This is a genomic window from Paenibacillus radicis (ex Xue et al. 2023) (assembly GCF_024722015.1).
Lineage (GTDB): Bacteria > Bacillota > Bacilli > Paenibacillales > NBRC-103111 > Paenibacillus_S.
On the sequence record NZ_JANQBD010000008.1, the window covers coordinates 215,787 to 233,712 of the forward strand.

The 17,926-nt window shown below is 45.2% G+C and carries 9 protein-coding genes and 1 pseudogene; 1 reads left to right on the forward strand and 9 read right to left on the reverse strand.

Going from position 1 to position 17,926, the window contains the following annotated elements:
* Window positions 1-13: 13 nt before the first annotated feature.
* The 3 genes from NV381_RS13140 to NV381_RS13150 all read right to left on the reverse strand — a co-directional run bounded on the left by NV381_RS13140 (window position 14) and on the right by NV381_RS13150 (window position 8,891).
* Window positions 14-1,054: a zinc-binding dehydrogenase gene (locus NV381_RS13140; protein WP_258213740.1), complete on the reverse strand. Its 1,041-nt coding sequence runs from the start codon at window positions 1,052-1,054 to the stop codon at window positions 14-16.
* A gap of 66 nt (window positions 1,055-1,120) precedes the next feature.
* A complete protein-coding gene (locus NV381_RS13145) occupies window positions 1,121-1,318 on the reverse strand; it encodes a hypothetical protein (RefSeq protein ID WP_258213741.1) in 198 nt (65 codons plus the stop codon).
* Between the two features lie 721 nt (window positions 1,319-2,039).
* Window positions 2,040-8,891, reverse strand: coding sequence for an S-layer homology domain-containing protein (locus NV381_RS13150; protein ID WP_258213742.1), 6,852 nt, complete (start codon window positions 8,889-8,891; stop codon window positions 2,040-2,042).
* Window positions 8,892-9,345: 454 nt separating this feature from the next.
* Here NV381_RS13150 and NV381_RS13155 point away from each other — a divergent pair.
* Window positions 9,346-9,596, forward strand: a pseudogene (locus NV381_RS13155) (PadR family transcriptional regulator); the annotation flags it as partial.
* A 321-nt stretch (window positions 9,597-9,917) separates the two neighbouring features.
* Here NV381_RS13155 and NV381_RS13160 read toward each other — a convergent pair.
* The 6 genes from NV381_RS13160 to NV381_RS13185 all read right to left on the reverse strand — a co-directional run bounded on the left by NV381_RS13160 (window position 9,918) and on the right by NV381_RS13185 (window position 17,910).
* Window positions 9,918-11,702, reverse strand: a complete 1,785-nt coding sequence (locus tag NV381_RS13160) for a sulfatase (protein WP_258213743.1) — start codon at window positions 11,700-11,702, stop codon at window positions 9,918-9,920.
* A 21-nt stretch (window positions 11,703-11,723) separates the two neighbouring features.
* On the reverse strand, window positions 11,724-13,535 hold the full coding sequence (locus tag NV381_RS13165) for a sensor histidine kinase (protein ID WP_258213744.1): 1,812 nt from the start codon (window positions 13,533-13,535) through the stop codon (window positions 11,724-11,726).
* 8 nt (window positions 13,536-13,543) lie between these two features.
* A complete protein-coding gene (locus NV381_RS13170) occupies window positions 13,544-14,557 on the reverse strand; it encodes a helix-turn-helix domain-containing protein (RefSeq protein ID WP_258213745.1) in 1,014 nt (337 codons plus the stop codon).
* Between the two features lie 131 nt (window positions 14,558-14,688).
* The gene (locus tag NV381_RS13175) at window positions 14,689-15,558 is read right to left on the reverse strand and encodes a carbohydrate ABC transporter permease (protein ID WP_258213746.1); all 870 of its coding nucleotides are present in this window, start codon (window positions 15,556-15,558) and stop codon (window positions 14,689-14,691) included.
* A gap of 2 nt (window positions 15,559-15,560) precedes the next feature.
* Window positions 15,561-16,499 carry an ABC transporter permease gene (locus NV381_RS13180; RefSeq protein ID WP_258213747.1) on the reverse strand — a complete coding sequence of 313 codons (939 nt, stop codon included), beginning with the start codon at window positions 16,497-16,499 and terminating at the stop codon, window positions 15,561-15,563.
* 13 nt (window positions 16,500-16,512) lie between these two features.
* On the reverse strand, window positions 16,513-17,910 hold the full coding sequence (locus NV381_RS13185; RefSeq protein WP_258213748.1) for a sulfatase: 1,398 nt from the start codon (window positions 17,908-17,910) through the stop codon (window positions 16,513-16,515).
* Window positions 17,911-17,926: the final 16 nt, after the last annotated feature.

Here is a 17,926-nt window from a genome sequence, read left to right on the forward strand (position 1 = left end):
TCACTCCTAAGTTTTATGAATGGGGTAAAATGATGGACTTGGCATGTACTAGGGAATCCATTTCATCAAAGGCTGCTTTCCATTGATCGATACCATACGACTTCGTCATAGGCAGCGGATCAATCTCTCCAGTGCCCATCATCAACAGCACTTTTTCCCACATCGGATAATTATGGCTGAAGGAGCCCTGAAGACGAGCCGCTTTTTGAATTAATGAATCCAGGGAAAATCCAATCGGAGCCGGGCCCCATCCAATCTTTGTTATTTGTCCGGCTGGCCGAACGACTTCAATACTTTGCTTTAGCGTTGTGGATATGCCCACAGCATCAAGCACCAGATCAGGACCGAATCCGTCTCCGAATGAGAGAATTTCTTTGACCACATCCTGTTCATCGCCGACAATAACCGTATCCGCTCCGAATTGCTTCGCGATTTCCAGACGATTTTTATCCTTGCTGGTTCCAACGACGGTCAGTCTCCCGGGCGAAAACAGTTTAGCGATTTGGACACACATTAAACCTATCGGTCCCGGCCCGAATACGACAACATAGTCGCCGGGGCGAATGTGGGAATGATGGGCCACCGCGTTATAAGCAACGCAGGTAGGTTCTGTCATAGCCGCTTTCTCAAAAGAAACATTGTCAGGCACATGATGAACGATGGCTTCTCTTGTTTTTACATATTCAGCCATTGCACCGTCTTCGAGTACGCCAAACCCCCGACGATCCGGACAAAGATTGTATTGACCGGTACGGCAATAAATGCATGTTTCACATATATAGGCAGGAGTTTCACTAACGACGCGGTCTCCCTGTTTAAATTGGGTGACCTCGGAGCCTACGGCTGATACAATACCGGAATATTCGTGACCGAGCGTAACCGGCCTTTTAACTGGAAAGCCCTGTATATCGTGATACATATGCAGATCGCTACCGCAGACACCTGCAGCTTTCACTTGAATCAATATGTCTTTCGGCTTCAGTTCGAGAGGTGCCGGGACGTCACATACTTTAACCATTCCCGGTCCGGATTGATAGTTGACAACAGCTTTCATTTCAATTCCCCCTTGAAAAAATAAGGAACAAAGTTTCTCACCACAAAATGCAATTCATCAAAGTACCTATCGCTTCTGATTTTTTCCGCCAAGCGGCAAAATCGGACGGCCAACAGCTGCATTGAACAAATCTCCGGCTTCAGTGATATCGATGGGTGGCGCAACAGCTTCTGTCGGAACAAATGTACACAATTGAATTTCAATCCACATTGCGCCTTTATCACCTAAACAAATACAGCAGGGTTTGCCCACTTGATCCGACAATTGAACCCTGCTGTAACTATTCGTGTTGACTTTCTTGTAGGAGAGAGAAATTCTTATTTATACTTCGCATGACCTAGACTTCATTGGTTTTTACAATCAATCCGTGAAATAAGCTAATTCTGTTGCGGCTATTGACGACAATCAGCTTCCCTTGAACCGACTAATATTACAAACTTTCCAATATTAAGTCATTCACGCCCCCGTTATCGACTTGATCAATGACACCAATCACATCAACGAGTGCAACCATCCAGTCCAACTCCGTATTGCTGCACTTCCGTAATCCGTCTCTCCAACTTCTTCTCAGTCAGCAACATTGAATTCAAGCATTTCAAGGATGTGCTTCCCGTACTTCACTATATACTTTAATGATTAAGATAATATGATTATAGCAAACGTTTTTTTGTATGTAAACTTAATTATAAGCGCTTTCATTCAGATGTTGCTGGTCTCAACATTGAGGAAAAACTTTTGCTCGAGAATCATGCATGGTAAACTGCTAAATTTCTCTCCTGATAAATAATACCATTAAATGGAATCTTAAACTTATTTCTGTAATATGAAATGGCGAAAAATATTATGAGGTAATACGGCTTCTGTTGACTTCTCATGATAAATCTTGTTTCAACCATGATTCGAAAGTCATCTCCTCACGTCCATACTGGACGTACTTAAAAAAGGTGTTGGGATGAAATGCCCCAACACCTTTTTTGTTTTGTTTCTATTTCAAAGAATTAATCAAAGAAGCAATTTCAGGATTCAATTTTAAGGAGCGAAGCAATACGGTCAATGCTTCGGCACGAGTCGAGTTTTTGTCTGGAGCAAAAGAACCTTCACCCGTACCGTTAATAATGCCGGCCTTTGTTGCTGCTTCGATCTGGCCTTTATTCCATGAATTTCCAATATCGGTAAACGCAGTGCTGCTTGTTCCTTGAACTGTAGTCAGGTTAATGATTCTGGCGATAATGGCGATCATTTCTGCACGGGTGATATTAGATTCAGGGTAGAATGTGCCATCTTCATATCCGTTGATGATACCATTTGATGCAAGTGCCAAGATCGCTTCTTTAGCCCAGCTTCCGTTGATATCACTAAACTGAGCAGTCTTCAATTCGCCAGTACCGATATTGAAGGTTTTGGCAACGATAGCAGCAAACTCTCCGCGAGTAATAGGAGCATTCGGCTTAAATGTGCCATCCTCGTAACCATTAACAAGCCCAAGCTTCGAGAACACATTTATACTTTCGGCTGACCAATGTTCGGATACATCTTTGAACGTTACAGACTCATTAGAAGATTTTAATTTTTCTTTCAAAACCTCCTTCAATACGGAAACCGACTCGGGTTTGCTCAGATCGAATACCGGTTGGCCAGGGGTAGTCGATACCACTGATGCCGGTGTTTCTGGCGAAGATGGTGATGCTGGCGTTGTCGGTTCTGCCGGTGTTCCTGGTGAAGATGGTGATGCTGACGTTGTGGAACTGCCTCCCGATCGGTGGATCACCTCTGTTGTCACTGTCACGTTCGGCCCGCTGGTAGTCCAGTTGCCTGCCGCATCCCCTGCCTGTACTGCGAAAGTATAGGTGGTTCCTGCCGTGAGCCCTGTTACATTAAAGCTGTTTACTGCGCTCGTTACTGTTGTAAGCAGTGTTGAGCCCTGGTATACCTTAAAGCCAGTTACTCCTACATTGTCTGTTGCTGCAGTCCATGTAAGCGTTGTACCTGTTTGTGTCGTATTACTTGCAGCAAGAGTACTTCCAGCAGGCCAATCCGGTGCTGTCGTATCAGCTGAAGCAAGAGTCGTTACATTAACCGTTTTTGCTTCTGACAAATTATTTACATTATCTACAGCCTTTACACTGAAGGTATAGGATGTACCTGCGGTGAGCCCTGTTACTGCATATGAATATACGTTTGATGTTACTGTCTGCAAAAGGGACGAACCGTTATATATTTTGTAGCCTGTAACCCCTACATTATCTGTTGCCGCAGTCCATGTAAGTGTTGTCCCTGTTTGGGTTGTGTTACTTGCAGTGAACGTACTTCCAGCAGGCCAAACCGGTGCTGTCGCATCAACTGAAGCAAGAGTCGTAACATTAACCGTTTTTGCTTCTGACAAATTATTTACATTATCTACAGCCTTTACACTGAAGGTATAGGATGTACCTGCGGTGAGCCCTGTTACTGCATATGAATATACGTTTGATGTTACTGTCTGCAAAAGGGACGAACCGTTATATATTTTGTAGCCTGTAACCCCTACATTATCTGTTGCTGTAGTCCATGTAAGTGTTGTCCCTGTTTGGGTTGTGTTACTTGCAGTGAACGTACTTCCAGCAGGCCAAACCGGTGCTGTCGTATCAGTTGAAGCAAGTGTGGTAAGATTAACCGTTTTTGCTTCTGACAAATTATTACCATCATCTACAGCCTTTACACTGAAGGTATAGGATGTACCTGCGGTGAGCCCTGTTACTGCATATGAATATACATTTGATGTTACTGTCTGCAAAAGGGATGTACCATTATATATTTTGTAGCCTGTAATACCTACATTATCTGTTGCTGTAGTCCATGTAAGCGTTGTACCTGTTTGTGTCGTATTACTTGAGGCAAGAGTACTTCCAACTGGCCAAACTGGTGCTGTCGTATCAATTGCAGCACGTTCGGTGGTGTTTACACGCACGTTGTGCAGCATGACTGTGTTATTGGTACCCGTGTTGCCATAGTCGTAAGCGGAGTTGCCAGTGTTGTTAATGCGGATACCGAATCCGCCGAACATGTTATTACCCAATGCGCCGGTAGTATCCGTCCACGAGATGTCAACCGAATTGGGCAGATTTTGTTCGGTTTGCAGCGGCGTCTTCTCGGACAGTGTAGAAGCCTGTACGCGAAGGGTGCTGCCCGTTACGGAAACGGTAATGGTGCTCTTCGGCATCATCGCGGCTGTCTTAAGTGGCTCGCTCAACGCGGTCTGAGTGGTGCCGTCATCTTTATACAGCGTCCATATCGTAGCATTAGAGCCGCCGGCAGCGGTACGTTCTACGTGCAGGTAGTATCCCGTGCGGGTCGCCGGATCGTATTTAACATAGATATCCATGAACTGGGTGTTGCCGCCGAAGCCCTGGCCCTCTACCTTGCTTGTGGAGTAGTTCAGGATTAGCGACATGTCACCGTAGCTGCCGGTTTGACCGAACACGAATCTGGTGCTCGTACCGCCGGAATTGTTCTGAAGACCCCAAATCTTATCCGTGCCGTTGCTGCCGATACCCCATCCCCACGGCACTGCTGTACCGCTCACGCGGTCAAAGAACCATCTGCCCTTCGTGGTGGTATTGTTTTCATTGGTAACATACAAATTCTTAAAGTCGGTATAGAGCGACTTTTCCGTTACGTCGGCCGACGTGACTGCACGTGTAGTGTATACCGTGATGGGAGCGCCGGTGGAGCTGAACTCATACTTCGGTGTGATAACGGCGCGCAAGTAGTAACCTACGTCGTACTTATTAAGAGCGTAATTTTTAAACGGATCGTCTACGAACAATTCGTTAGCGTCGTTGCGCATCGTGCCGATATGAATGCCATTTGTAGTATCGGGACCCGTCTCGCGGTACCATTCGATGACGGACGTATCCTTGTATCCAAGCTGATCCAGCGTATAGCTGAGCTTCGCAAGGTTTTCGCTGATATTGATCGCAGTCACTGCAACTACAGGCGCAGGGACGGGTAGCGGGCGAATGTACAGCGTAGCGCCGGCCGACATACCGCTCGGAAGCGTGCCTGTCACAATCGTCTTAACGATAGCGCCGGTATTGTTGGGCTTGGCAGTCAGCGTAATTACGCCGGTCGTGGCATTGACTGTGCCGTTCAATAGATTCGTATCGTACGACCAAGCGGTATTTTTTACGTCGACAGAATTCGCCGGTGCCGGTGCGGGCGTCAATACGGCCTTATTGGTGGCGTCTGTTTTGTCGGAATACATCGTTTTACCCGTTGCTCCGATTAAGAATCGATACGGCAGGTTGGTGTAAGGTGCCCAATCAGCGTTGTTCTGGCCTTTAGGGTCCCAACCGTCAGTACCCTTTAAGAGGTTATACACGTTGTATTCCTCGCCTACCTTAAAGGCCTTAAGGGCGTCTCCAGAAAGCGAAACGGAGGTTTGCGGCTGGGACGGGCTGATTACGAGCGGCGTTCTTCCTTCGCCGATTGTGTTGTTCGACACAAAGTGTCGGGCGTCCTCGCGCACCACGTTTTCCCATTCGACGGATTGAATACGACCGGTGAACTTGGTATCGATGATGGCGTAGATACCGGTCGCGCTAGAGCCGATTGCGTTGGACGTCTTCGCAAGATAAACATCCGTACTCGTCATTTGCGGCATTCCGACGATTGTGCTGCCCAGCAGGGCGTTGATGCCGCCGCTACCGGCGCCGCTGACAGACGGGTGGTTGCCGAAGAAGTTGAAGGTACTGTTCTCGTACACATTGACACCGCCGGCGAAAATGGAGTCGTCGGTCTGTTGGAAAAAGCTGTCTAAGAAATACGCGCGGGTGGGCGCAAGGTTAAGCATCATGTTCAAATAGCCGACGAACCGCGTGTTTTTAAAGTACAGCTTGTCTGGCGCGCCCGTGCCGTTGGCTCTCGTTAAAACCTCGGCGTGGTTTTTGGAGTCTATGCGCTTACTGATATTTTGTGACGGATCGCGCGGATAAACCAAATCCTGCTGCGCGTAGTTTGCGATTGTGATGTTCTCACTGTGGAAGCCAGATGAGATACCAAGCGAATACCAGCTGCCATTCGCGCCTAAGCCGGTTTCGCCCCCCTCACCGCGGTTGCCGCAGATGATCGTCTCAGTAGCATCCGCGGTAAGGCCGATGAAAGATATGTTTTGGCCCTGAATGCTGAGCCCGATATTCGGAGATGCAATCACGCCGCCTTCCTTATACGTCAAATCTGTCCAGTACACGCCGGGGGCAACGTACACTGTCGTGCCCGCGGGCAGCGTCAGATCGCGTCCGTTTGTGGACAACGTTCCCAAGGTCTGCAGCGTCGCCGCGACGTAAGGGCTTTCAAGCTCTTCAGCCGAGGCGTAGGCGTTCAGCAGGCGATGCGTCGCGTCCACCTTGACCCACTTGGCGTGCAGCTCCGTGGAACCAGCCACTTTTTCGTTCAAAAAGTCCCACATATGGACACTGGTGGTTTTATCCGTGTACCAGCCCACAAATACCCAACCGTCCTTTTTAGGACGCGCTGGAACAGTGATTGCGTCACCGACACGCACGCGTTGCGGAGCAACCGTGCTGCCGCCGTCGGTGTTAAACGTCACCAACAGATCATCGCCGCTTATCGCGTAAATATTAGACCAATCACTTTCTCCGAAGGAATTGCCCGCCTTTATCCTAAAGGCATATGTTGCGTTCCTGTTGTCGGCCTGTGCCAAAATGCTTTTCAAGTTGGCGAATTGGTCAATACTCTGAGTGATAAAGGTAGTTGGCCTGGAATTCGCTGTAACGGTTCCAAGGGTTTCCCAATTGTTACTTCCCTTATCCCACTGAATTTCATAATGGTCTGTCGTAACATCCTTGTTGACCCAACCGATTGTAAAGGTGTCTTTGTAGACAACAATCTTTCCGGGTGAAGGTATAAATGTACCAGCAGCATCGCTGAAAGCAGAACGCTTTTCGTCGTTGACTTTGACGTTTGAAATTACAGGGGCTGCGGGAGCCGAATCGGGAGTTACTGCATGCAATGCGCCTGCATAGGCCTTAATTTCGTTCTTCAAAGCATCCGCTTGTTCCACGGTTCCTGTCGGCCATACGACATTATTATCTGCTGGCCTGAATGACCAATCCAATTGCGATGCGGGGCTTGTGGTCATAGCCGGATTCGTAGTGGTCGAACCCGCAGCAACTACAACGCCAATATCCAGCTTCGGGTCAAAGTTCATACGAGAAGACTCATCAAGAATATTTGGCTGAAGGCTTTGCACAGCAGTCTTAAGGTCCTGAAGACCTTGATCTGTAAGACCGGGCATATAATCTGAGGTATTTCTAAAGCCAGCTATACTACTAGGAAAGTCGCCGTCAGTTACATCCTCTTTTGCGATAATAAAGCCGGGAGCGTCTCCAAAGAAATGGTTAAATCCGGCGTTAGCGGTGCTGGTTTCGCCGGGCCCGGGCATATAATCAATGGCTTGAGAGCCCCTCGCATGGCCCTGGCGGCTTCTAAGGAAAGGGTAGTTTACGTTGACAAAGATATTGCCTTCCGCCCATATGGTGGCGTTGTGGGCCCCGCCAATACCATACCCCGTGCTTCTGTCCAAGAGCTGATTATGATATGCTGTCCCCTGGACATCTTCATACAGGTTGTTAAACACGTGCACCCTGCCGTTTCGCACACGAGGGGTTCTTTCCCCCGTGCCAGAGAACCAGTTGTGATCTATGGTTCCATAGTGATTGCTCATAGAAGTGGTGCCGCCGCCAATCAGCAAGACCTTGCTGCTTTCGACATATTTATTGTAAGAAACCGTATAGTTTCTTGCGTGGTTGGTTATGTCTGTAGCACCGTCACCCTTTGCCTGGTCTGGGTCTTGATTCAGATTGAGATACTTGTTCTGCCCGTATCCAAATGTATTGTGATGTACCCATACATTAGAAGCCCTTACACTTGTACCGCCACCGTGAATCTCTATGGCGTCTTCATAAAACTGGTCGAAATGAAGGTTGCGGAATTCCAAGTTATGGGCACCGTTGGTGGATATGCCCCAGCCAAAGATCGTAGCGTCGGGGCCAATACCTTCGAAGGTTACATTGCCGTTACCCGCTCCGATCAAAATCTCACGGCTGTCATTCATCCACGAAGGTCCAACCTGGCCTGAGTCGGCAACTTTTGTGGTGACCGCATTAAAAGAGCCGACAGTACCCAAGAAGCGAATGACAAGAGGTGTTCTCGCATTTGCAGTAGATCCTCTGCCTGCTGTGAATACATCCGCCGGAAGGGAAGTCTTTACATTTTCATGGGTTACATAGATTATTTTAGCATTAGGATCTTCTCTGCCATCCGGCAAATATCCCCCTATGGCCCCATTGAGAGCAAAATTGTGGGTTCCAGGGAAAGTATTTACGTTGGAAGGCACAAATGCTGCGCCATTACGCGGGAAAGACGAAGTTTTAAGTTCGGTGAATGAGTGAAGAACGGTCGTCCCGTCAGTCGCCCTGACTTGGATTTCGTATTCTCCTCTGGGAAGGCCGGGAATATCCACACGCCAGGTGTTGCGGGCAGGATCCACCTTGCGGACAAGCTGGGCGTCCACTTCTTTCCAGTCCACAAGCCAGCCTGTGATTGGGCTGTTATCTCTCCAGTCTTTAGCGCCCAAAGTCCGGACGTAAGCCCGGTATCCACCGACGGATTTACCTGTCCAAGTGGCATACGCAGTTTCAAACCAAGTGCCTGCGCGCGCAGTACCTGTGGGTGCAGCTACACCGTCGCCTGTCTCTGCAAACCCGATTGCCGGGAACATACTGAGCACAAGAAGAACGCTGATCAGAATGTTGACTACTCTCTTTACTACAATCATACATACACCTCTTATATTTTTATATTTGAAGGCTGTCCCTTCACACCCGCAATAATAAATGCTTCCCCCTTCCGTATGGCGCCGTGGCTGCGGGTGGACTGGCGGCACCAGAATAAAAACTCAGCTAGGCAGTCTTTTATCTGGCAGTGCACCAGTTGCGGCTGTCTGTTGTAGGAAAACACGTTCGGGAAAAATCAATAACCAATAACGAGCAATTGCATCCCCCTTCATAGCAAAAATGAAAGCACTTACACAGATAAATATATGGGGTTAGGTCGTTGCAAACAATATACATATATTAACCTTTGTCCATATGGAGCAGAAATATAATCATTATAGACCGAATTTATTAGATATCATTATAAATAGATACTATAATTTTCAAACAAACTATTTCATTTGACACACTACCTAGATAGTCATAGTAGCTTTCGTATTATAAAAATGCGGAGGTGACCGCTACGGGTACGAGATTGTCAAACTGATTGCCGAGCGCCCGGGCGACGAGTATGAATTAAAGGAAGCCACGATGTACTCCAGTGTCCGGCGGCTTGAGGTGGACGGTGATATCGAGTGGTATTGGGGCGATGAATCTCAAGGCGGATGGCATAAATATTTTACGATTACCGAAAAGGGTAAGGCGACTTACTCCCGCAACAATAGCAATTGGGGTATACAAAACGCGTGCTTGAAAACTTATTATAGGGAGGTTTGATGTTATGAATGAGAAATTGAACAACTATTTGAACGGCGTTTTCGTACCGTACGATGGGGTAAAAAGCGTCGTGGCAATGCAACTAGTACTTATCCTCATAGTTTAGAAGCTCGCTTAGCCCTGAATCAGAGCCTTTGTCGCTAGTACGAGTTTTGCAGAATGATCTATTGAAGACAATGCGCTCGTATATTCAATAAAATAGGAGCAGTCCGCTGCTACAGCAAACTACTCCATGTTTAGCAATATCAACTCGTACGACAGACCATCTACACGACTTTAACCTAGATTATCCCTTTAATCCCATAATTAACCTAACTAGTTCGCCCCGCCAGCCTGATAAAGTATAAGGCCATTTCTCTTCTTTCAGAAGGCAGCATCACGTTGATAAAGCCAAGAATAGCTTCTTCTTCAATGTTCATAAGGGCTAAACCGGTTACATATTGCTTGAAGCTCTCTAGAGTCTGATCTCGCATTTCCTTTGGTATCGTATTAAGAAGCGTCCACATTTGAAGCTGAGCCCCCCGCGTCCAAGAACGCTCCTGTAGGACCGGAATCTCGATGGCTTGCTCTACTTCTTGTTTCTGCTCTGTTAATTGGGAGACGCTCAAGATTCCATCCCTAGGTATGCCCAACCGCTCATATTGTTCCAGCGGAGCATCATTTTCACTCATCAGCTCGGCCATCCTGTGAATCAGTCGCAATTCGGTGTCGCTATCTTCCACTTCTTGGATTTGTTGCGGATCACTCGCTAGATCGAACAGTTTCGAACCGTATTGAAAAGGACTCACCCTGCCTGACCCTGCACGAATTTTCATGGTTTGGCAGCCATTGGTAAAAGCAAATGGCTCCTGCAGTTCAATATTTTGAAGCTGCTGCAAGGCAAAAAAGCTCCTCATGGTCGTAGGCATAAGCGTATATTCGAATAAAGGACCATTGTCCGGAGATACCGGGCCTCTCATATACACATACCGTCCGTCTGTAATGTTAACACTGCTGCCGTGGAAGCCGAACAGAGCTGCATCCCGGATTTTAGCATCCGTCAGGATCGTATCCTTCAACGGCTTTCCACTCATCCCTTCCGGAAGCGGTACCCCGAAAAATTCAAGCAGCGTTGGGGCTACATCGACATTTTGGACAAGAGCCGATCTTCTCTCCCCTTTAATACCCAATCGAGGATCCCAAGCAAAAAACGGTATGTAGGCAATTTCCTGATACAGCGGCATCACCGACTTTGACCACCAGCCATGTTCACCGAGTAGATAGCCGTGATCAGTATTGACAATCAGCATGGTATCCTTCCACATATCATGTTGATCCATCAGATCGAGTACACGTCCTAAGTAATGATCGCACATACTAAGCAGTGCCGCATATTGATATTTGCCATGCTGAACGACATCCTCGGATTCTTGTACAAAATAATAAGGCGGCCAGTCGAAATGCTTCCCATTATAGGGGTGAGGATATAAATCCTTGTAATGCTGGCAGCTGAAGAAAGGCTCATGCGGATCGAACGTTTCGATTTGCAAAAACCACTTGTCCTCCTCCTTGTTCTTCTCCATAAATTCCAAACCCAGATTAAAGGTCATCGCCTGAGGGAAGTTTTCCTCCGCCTCTATATACTTGCGGTTAATCGTATCCTGCCGAGCCATTTTCTGAAACACAGGAGCCTTGAGACGGGGAATTTCCGTTTCTGCCATATCAGGGTCCTTAACCTCACCTTTCCAAGGATCGCCTTCCTGTCCACGGACGAATTCCACGGAGCTGTACCGAGTATGGTAAGTAGCCCCCCCGTCTTCCCAGTAGTGCTGATGGTCGGTCACAAGATGTGTATACACCTGGTTATTCTTAAGCCTCTCAGGCATACAGTCATCGAAAGGCTCAATCGGTCCCCAGCTCCGATGTAAGAAATTGTAACGTCCTGTCTGCAAATCTCTTCGAGCTGGCATGCAGGGCATACTGCCGACGTAGCAATTATCAAAGGTTACCGTTTTCTCTGCCAGTCGTTTAAAATTCGGTGCATGTGTCCAGTCACATCCGTAATTTGGGAGCATATGGCGATTCAGTGAATCAAACATGACCATGATAGCGCGCATAAAGTTCTACCTCCAATTATATTATTTAATGAAATTTAACGGCAAACGAATGGACACAACGGTCCCGCGACCCTCGAAAGAATCCAACCTCAAGCCATAATCTGTTCCATGCATTAAAACTATACGTGCATGCACATTAGCTATACCCAGTGATTGCTGTATTCCATTTACGAAATGAGAGCCTTCATTAAACTGAGAAAGTGATTTTTCAATCTCGATCAGCCGATTATTTTCGATCCCCGGCCCGTTGTCTGCTATTTCTATGACAAGATCGGAGCGGTCATCAAATGCATTAATAATAATAGTCCCTTGTCCCTCTTTAGGTTCGATTGCATACTTAACGGCATTTTCTACAATAGGTTGAATGATTAATTTGGGTATCAGGCAATTCATGAATTTTTCATTTACACTAAATTTACTCCGGAAAGTCCCTGGAAAACGAATGTGGATAATCGATAAGTAATCTTTTAATTGAGATAATTCCTCTTCAAGTTTTACAATCCCATTCGTATCCTGTGCGGTATACCTATAAAAATCAGCTAGACTGCGGGCCATCTTTACAATTTCCGGCATATCCTCCAAATAAGCCATGCTTTTAATAATATCCAACGAATTATATAAAAAATGAGGATTAATTTGGTTTCGTAACGCTTTAACCAGAGCTTCCTTTTCCCTGAGCTGAAGGCTTACTTCTTTCAACTTCAGGGTGGAAACAGTCTCCAGCAAGTCATTGATTCTATCAATCATATTGTTAAAACTGCGGTTTAAATATTGAAATTCATCTTGACCCGATATATAGGAAGCCCGAACGGTTAGATCCCCCCGCTCCACACTTCCCATGACTTGTCGAAGATGGACAATCGGCTTCATGAAAGCTCCAGATAAAAACGGAACGGTCGAAATAATACATACAGCAATAATCATAAAAGCAATTAGCATAGCATTAGGGGTATTTTTTGTGGCTGACGCCATCTCGTCAAATGGAACGATAGACACGAAATTCCAGCCGATTTCAGCCGATTTTGTCACAGCAACTAGGGTCTTTTTACCGTCCCATTGTTGGATAGATGCACTTTCATTATCCGAAAGATCCAATTTCCCAAGCTCTGTTTCATTGCGGGCAACCCCTAGCCATTTATATTCTCGATGATAGACGATCGAGTCCTGATCTGAGACGATAAAGAATTGGCCCTTTGGAGCCAAGTTAGTCTTTTCGAATGTACGTTGAATTTCGTCTAAATGAAAATCAATGACCATCTTCCCTAAAAAATCCATATTTGCGATACTATATATCGGTAGCTCTAACGAAAGGACACGCACGTCACCGGGATAATACTTTACCGTATGTGTCGAAAGAACCGAAATTTTTTCCGGAAATCCATTATTAAACCAAGGTTCATCGTTAAATAGATCCATGGATGTCGATGCCAAAGTAGACATAGCCAACTTGCGTCCATCCGGAGTCAGAAGAAAAATCCCAACGATCTCGGAGTAATTAAGCGCCACATGTTTTCGCAGTAGATTTTGAACATCCGCTATTTGTTCCAGGGAAAGCGCCTGTTCGCCTTGCAGCCACTTCTGAATTAATTCATCTTTTGCAACGGACGAGGTCGATTTCGCCAGCTGATAAATATAAAACTCGATATGATGATTAAGACGAATCGTTGCTTCTTGAGAGATGCGGTAAAAATCTCGCTTAATACCAATGGTGTAATAGGTGTATGATAAATAACCCATTATTAAAATGGTGAGAAGACCCACCAGAAGAAAAGCAACTGTCAACTTTGTTTTGATTGAAAATCGGGAGTGAATATTAGCTATTCTTTGTTTCATGGTCAGTCTCATATACTCATACACTTTCTGTATTCATTAGGCGAAACTCCTGCGAATTGTTTGAACACACGATTAAAGTGTGGCAGTGAATTAAACCCAACCTTCTCCGCTACTTCATAGATCTTCAGGTCACCGTTCATCAATAGATGCTTAGCTTTTTCTATCCTCAACGTATTTAAATAAATGATAAATGATTGTCCTGTATATTTTTTAAATAGCAAGCTAAACTGAGAAACGCTAATGTGGAAGCGACTTGTCATATCGGAGACAGATAAATCTTCAAAAAAATGGGATTGCATGTATTCGCATGCTTTACGGATGATCTGACGCATCCCTCCATTTAATAGAGTCTTAAAGCATGTCAGCCAGTGCTCCGTCAAACTAAGAAAATGAAGGTTTACATGCTCCATTCTATTTTGAGCGATTGTTAGGCGTTCATAAGAAGGATTCATACTTTGAATCAAATCATTATATTTATTGGAAAACGTTTTGAATAAAATGATCTTCTCACTGTCTTGTAATGTAGGAGCGCAAGATATCAGTTGTACGATTTCAGCTTGCTCTTGAAAAACCGTCTGGGGACCCATGTCCTGAATTTTGTCGAAAAACTGCTGAATCATTAAAAAGAAGCTTCTTAAATTTTCGAATTGCGGAACCCTTTCTCGAGCTTGATCCAACGCCTTGCTAAGCTCTTCCTCCAATACAGGTTTAAGTAAATAATCACTTACGTTATACCTTATTGCTTGTCGGGCATATTCAAATTCATTGTAACCAGATAGAATGATGGATATGATCGGCAGTTGCCTCTCGAAGATCTCTTGAACCAGCCAGAGCCCGTCTTGAACAGGCATTTTAATATCGGTAATAACAATGGTTGGCCAAACCGTATAAATAAGCTCAAGAGCCTCTTCCCCATTTCCAGCTTCCGCCACTACTTGATAGGCTTCCCCTTTTTGTTCAACCATTTTTCCGACTGCAGCTCGAATCCAGTGCTCGTCCTCGACAACCATGATCTGATACATAGATACACCATCCAGTAATTTAATGAATTGGCTCCGTGACCTCCGACACTATATGTTTAGAGGTTGTTCAAAAAAACTCTTTTGAACACGCAATTTAAGTATACCATGTCATGTCATTGGCTCTCTATGGATCATCCTTTTACGGAGCCGACCAGCATGCCTTTATCGAAATATTTTTGGAAAAATGGATACATGATCAGCATCGGGATTGAAGCTGCGACAACAACTGCCATCTGCACGGGCTGTCCATACTCATACCCATTTATTGTTGTTTCGAGAGAATTGCTCGACTCCAAAATAATTTGTCTTAAAAATACTTGTAATGGCATTTTTTGAGAATCACTAATGAACAGGATGGCTTGGAAATAACTATTCCAGTAGTACACCGCGTAAAACATAATAAATGTAGCTACAGAAGTCATGGACAAAGGCAAAATAACTCGGAAAAACAATCTCCACTCTCCACAACCGTCAATTCGCGCTGATTCCTCCAGCTCTTTCGGTGTATTCTGAAAAAAACTTCTCATTACGATCAAATTAAAAGGTAATATGGCATTATTCAAAAACAAGGACCAGTAGCTATTCAACAGGCCGAGTTGACTAGTCAGCAAATACTGGGGAATAATTCCTCCACTAAATAGCAGCGTAAACATAACCATGATGTTTAAAGCTTTTCTTCCCTTCAACCAAGTTCGGGATAATCCGTAGGCCATTAGAGTGGTGGCTGAAATACTGACAGCCGTCCCGCCCACAGTAATTTGCAGAGCATTCCAATAAGAAGTAGTAAAATTGTGACTGCTGAACAAATAACCATATGAATTCAATGTCCATTGATAAGGAATAAGGAAAAAGCCTCTTGTTAGCATCTCATGCTTAGTAGAAAATGAACTTAGAACGATATAGATACATGGAAGCAAAATGCATAGCAAAATTAAAGAGAGTAGTAGGTATATTAAGATATCAAATGATGGGTACGACTTAATGCTTGAATTTCTTTTCATTTTTAATATACCCCTTCCTCACCCAGTTTACGGGAAGCTCGATTTGCCAAATAGACAAGCCCTAATCCGATAAACGCTTTAAATAGACCTACAGCGGTTGTATAGCTATATTCTCCCTGCACAATGCCGACATGATATACATAAGTATCAAAAACCTCAGAAATGTCGACATTCAGCGAATTCTGAAGGAGTAAAATGTGCTCGAATCCAGTATCCATTACATGTCCCAATCTTAAAATAAAAAGAATAACAATAGTAGAACGAAGTGCCGGTAAATTGATATGCCAGATTTGCCTTAGTCGACTTGCGCCGTCAACACGTGCCGCTTCATACAAAGTCGGGTCTACTGAGGCAAGCGCTGCAAGAAAAATGATCGCACTCCAGCCAGCTTCTTTCCATATCACTTGAAATAAATACAACATGCGAAAATAAGCGGGATTAGTCATCAATTCGATCCGTTCATAACCCCAAGTCGAAAGCAGATTGTTAATTCCCCCATCTTGAGTGGAAAATAACAACGCGGTCATACTTACAATGACTACCCAGCTTAAAAAATGCGGGACATAAACTAGAGTTTGAGCCCCTTTCTTGAACCAGCTATGCCGGACCTCATTTAAAAGCAGCGCCAGGATAATGGGTACAGGGAAAAAAAAGAATAGGTTCAAGGCGCTTATAATTAACGTATTGCTGAATATTTGCCAGAAATCAGGATCTTGAAATAGCCGTTGAAAGTGCTCAAAGCCTACCCACTTGCTCTTGAGAAAACCATCAAACGGATCATAATTTTGAAAAGCAATGAGAATACCGCCCATGGGAATATATTTAAAAATGATAAAGAACAGCAACCCGGGTATAATCATCAAGTATATCGGTAAACCACGCTTCCAATCTTTCCACTCGTTCTTTTTGTTTGCTGCTTTGGTTACCAAAGAAACACTCATGATCAGCACCTCCCTATTTTCTTAGCAGCATCATACTAATCACTAGGCGTTTCGCCAGCTCAGGACAATCTTGTATGATATTTACTAGCTCATGCGGATCGTTCTGAAGATCGTATAATTCATTTAAGTCGTTATGATTCTCGATAAACTTGTACCTGCCATCAAAAATCATACGGACATTATTCAGTTCGCTAAATTGATATTCTTTATGATGCTCGGTTTCAAATTTAATTTGCGGAACCAGTGATTTACCATCTAAACGACTCTGCATGTACTCCACACCGGCTAAATCCAAAATAGTTGGGTGCAGATCCATTAATTCCGCAAGTGCTCCACTTGTTCCGGTCTTAGTTTCCCGCGGGTCGGCAATAATAAGGGGAATGCGTAAAGCTCCCTCATCCATCGTGCTTTTCTGAAATAAACCGTGGTCCCCCATCATCTCTCCATGATCCGCGCAGAAGATGACCACGGTATTATCCGATAATCCCCTCTGTTCCAAGCTATTTAACATATTCCCTACCCAGTCGTCAATTAACTTGATTGCAGCTCCATAATGCCGCTTAACCTGGTTTACATCCTGCTCAGACATCCCTTCTGTCTGCTTTTTAACCTTTTTCTTAATCCACTCTGGCTTATTGTCAAGAGTATCCTTAATGGAATCGGGAAATGTCTTATCCAGGAAGGCATCCACGTATTGGGCTGGAGCGTCCCATGGATCATGCGGCCCGACGAAGCTTACGAATAAATGCCACGGCACTTCCGATGTGACTTGCTCCAGAAATTCACATGATTTACGGCCGATATAACTATCATGAAAGTGTTCCGCCGGAAGAGGCGACGGCCATGCTTTCCATACCTTCGACTTCGCCAAACGTAGACGATAATCTTCTACGAAAGCGGTTAATAAACCGTGTTCACGTAAATAGAATTGATACGGCCCGGCGATATGATTATCGTTATCTGGATCCATATCAAAATTGGTCAATTGGCTTCGTCGAAACGCCGCGTTCATTTTACCTTCGGTTTGATGGGGATCCGTAAAACCAAGGTGATACATCAACGGAAGATCCCCATTCATCCCATAAAAATGATCCCCCTTATGAAAGTCTGTTTTTCCGACTACAGCCACTCGATAGCCCGCTTGTCTCAAAGCTTGATAGTAGGTGGGCTGCTCCAAAGGATAGTTTATGAAATTTTCGAGGTTTCCTACTCGATGAGGATACACACCTGCCGCCAAAGAGCAGCGGCTCGGCCCGCAAACAGGACTGTTGCAGGCCGCCTGTTGAAATCGAATGCCCCTCGCAGCGATGCGATCGATATGAGGGGTTTCCACAAACCACGTACCCGAGCAGCTCATCCAATCGAAACGGAATTGGTCGACCATAATCAATAATATATTAGGCTGACTCACTGCGTTAACTCCTTTT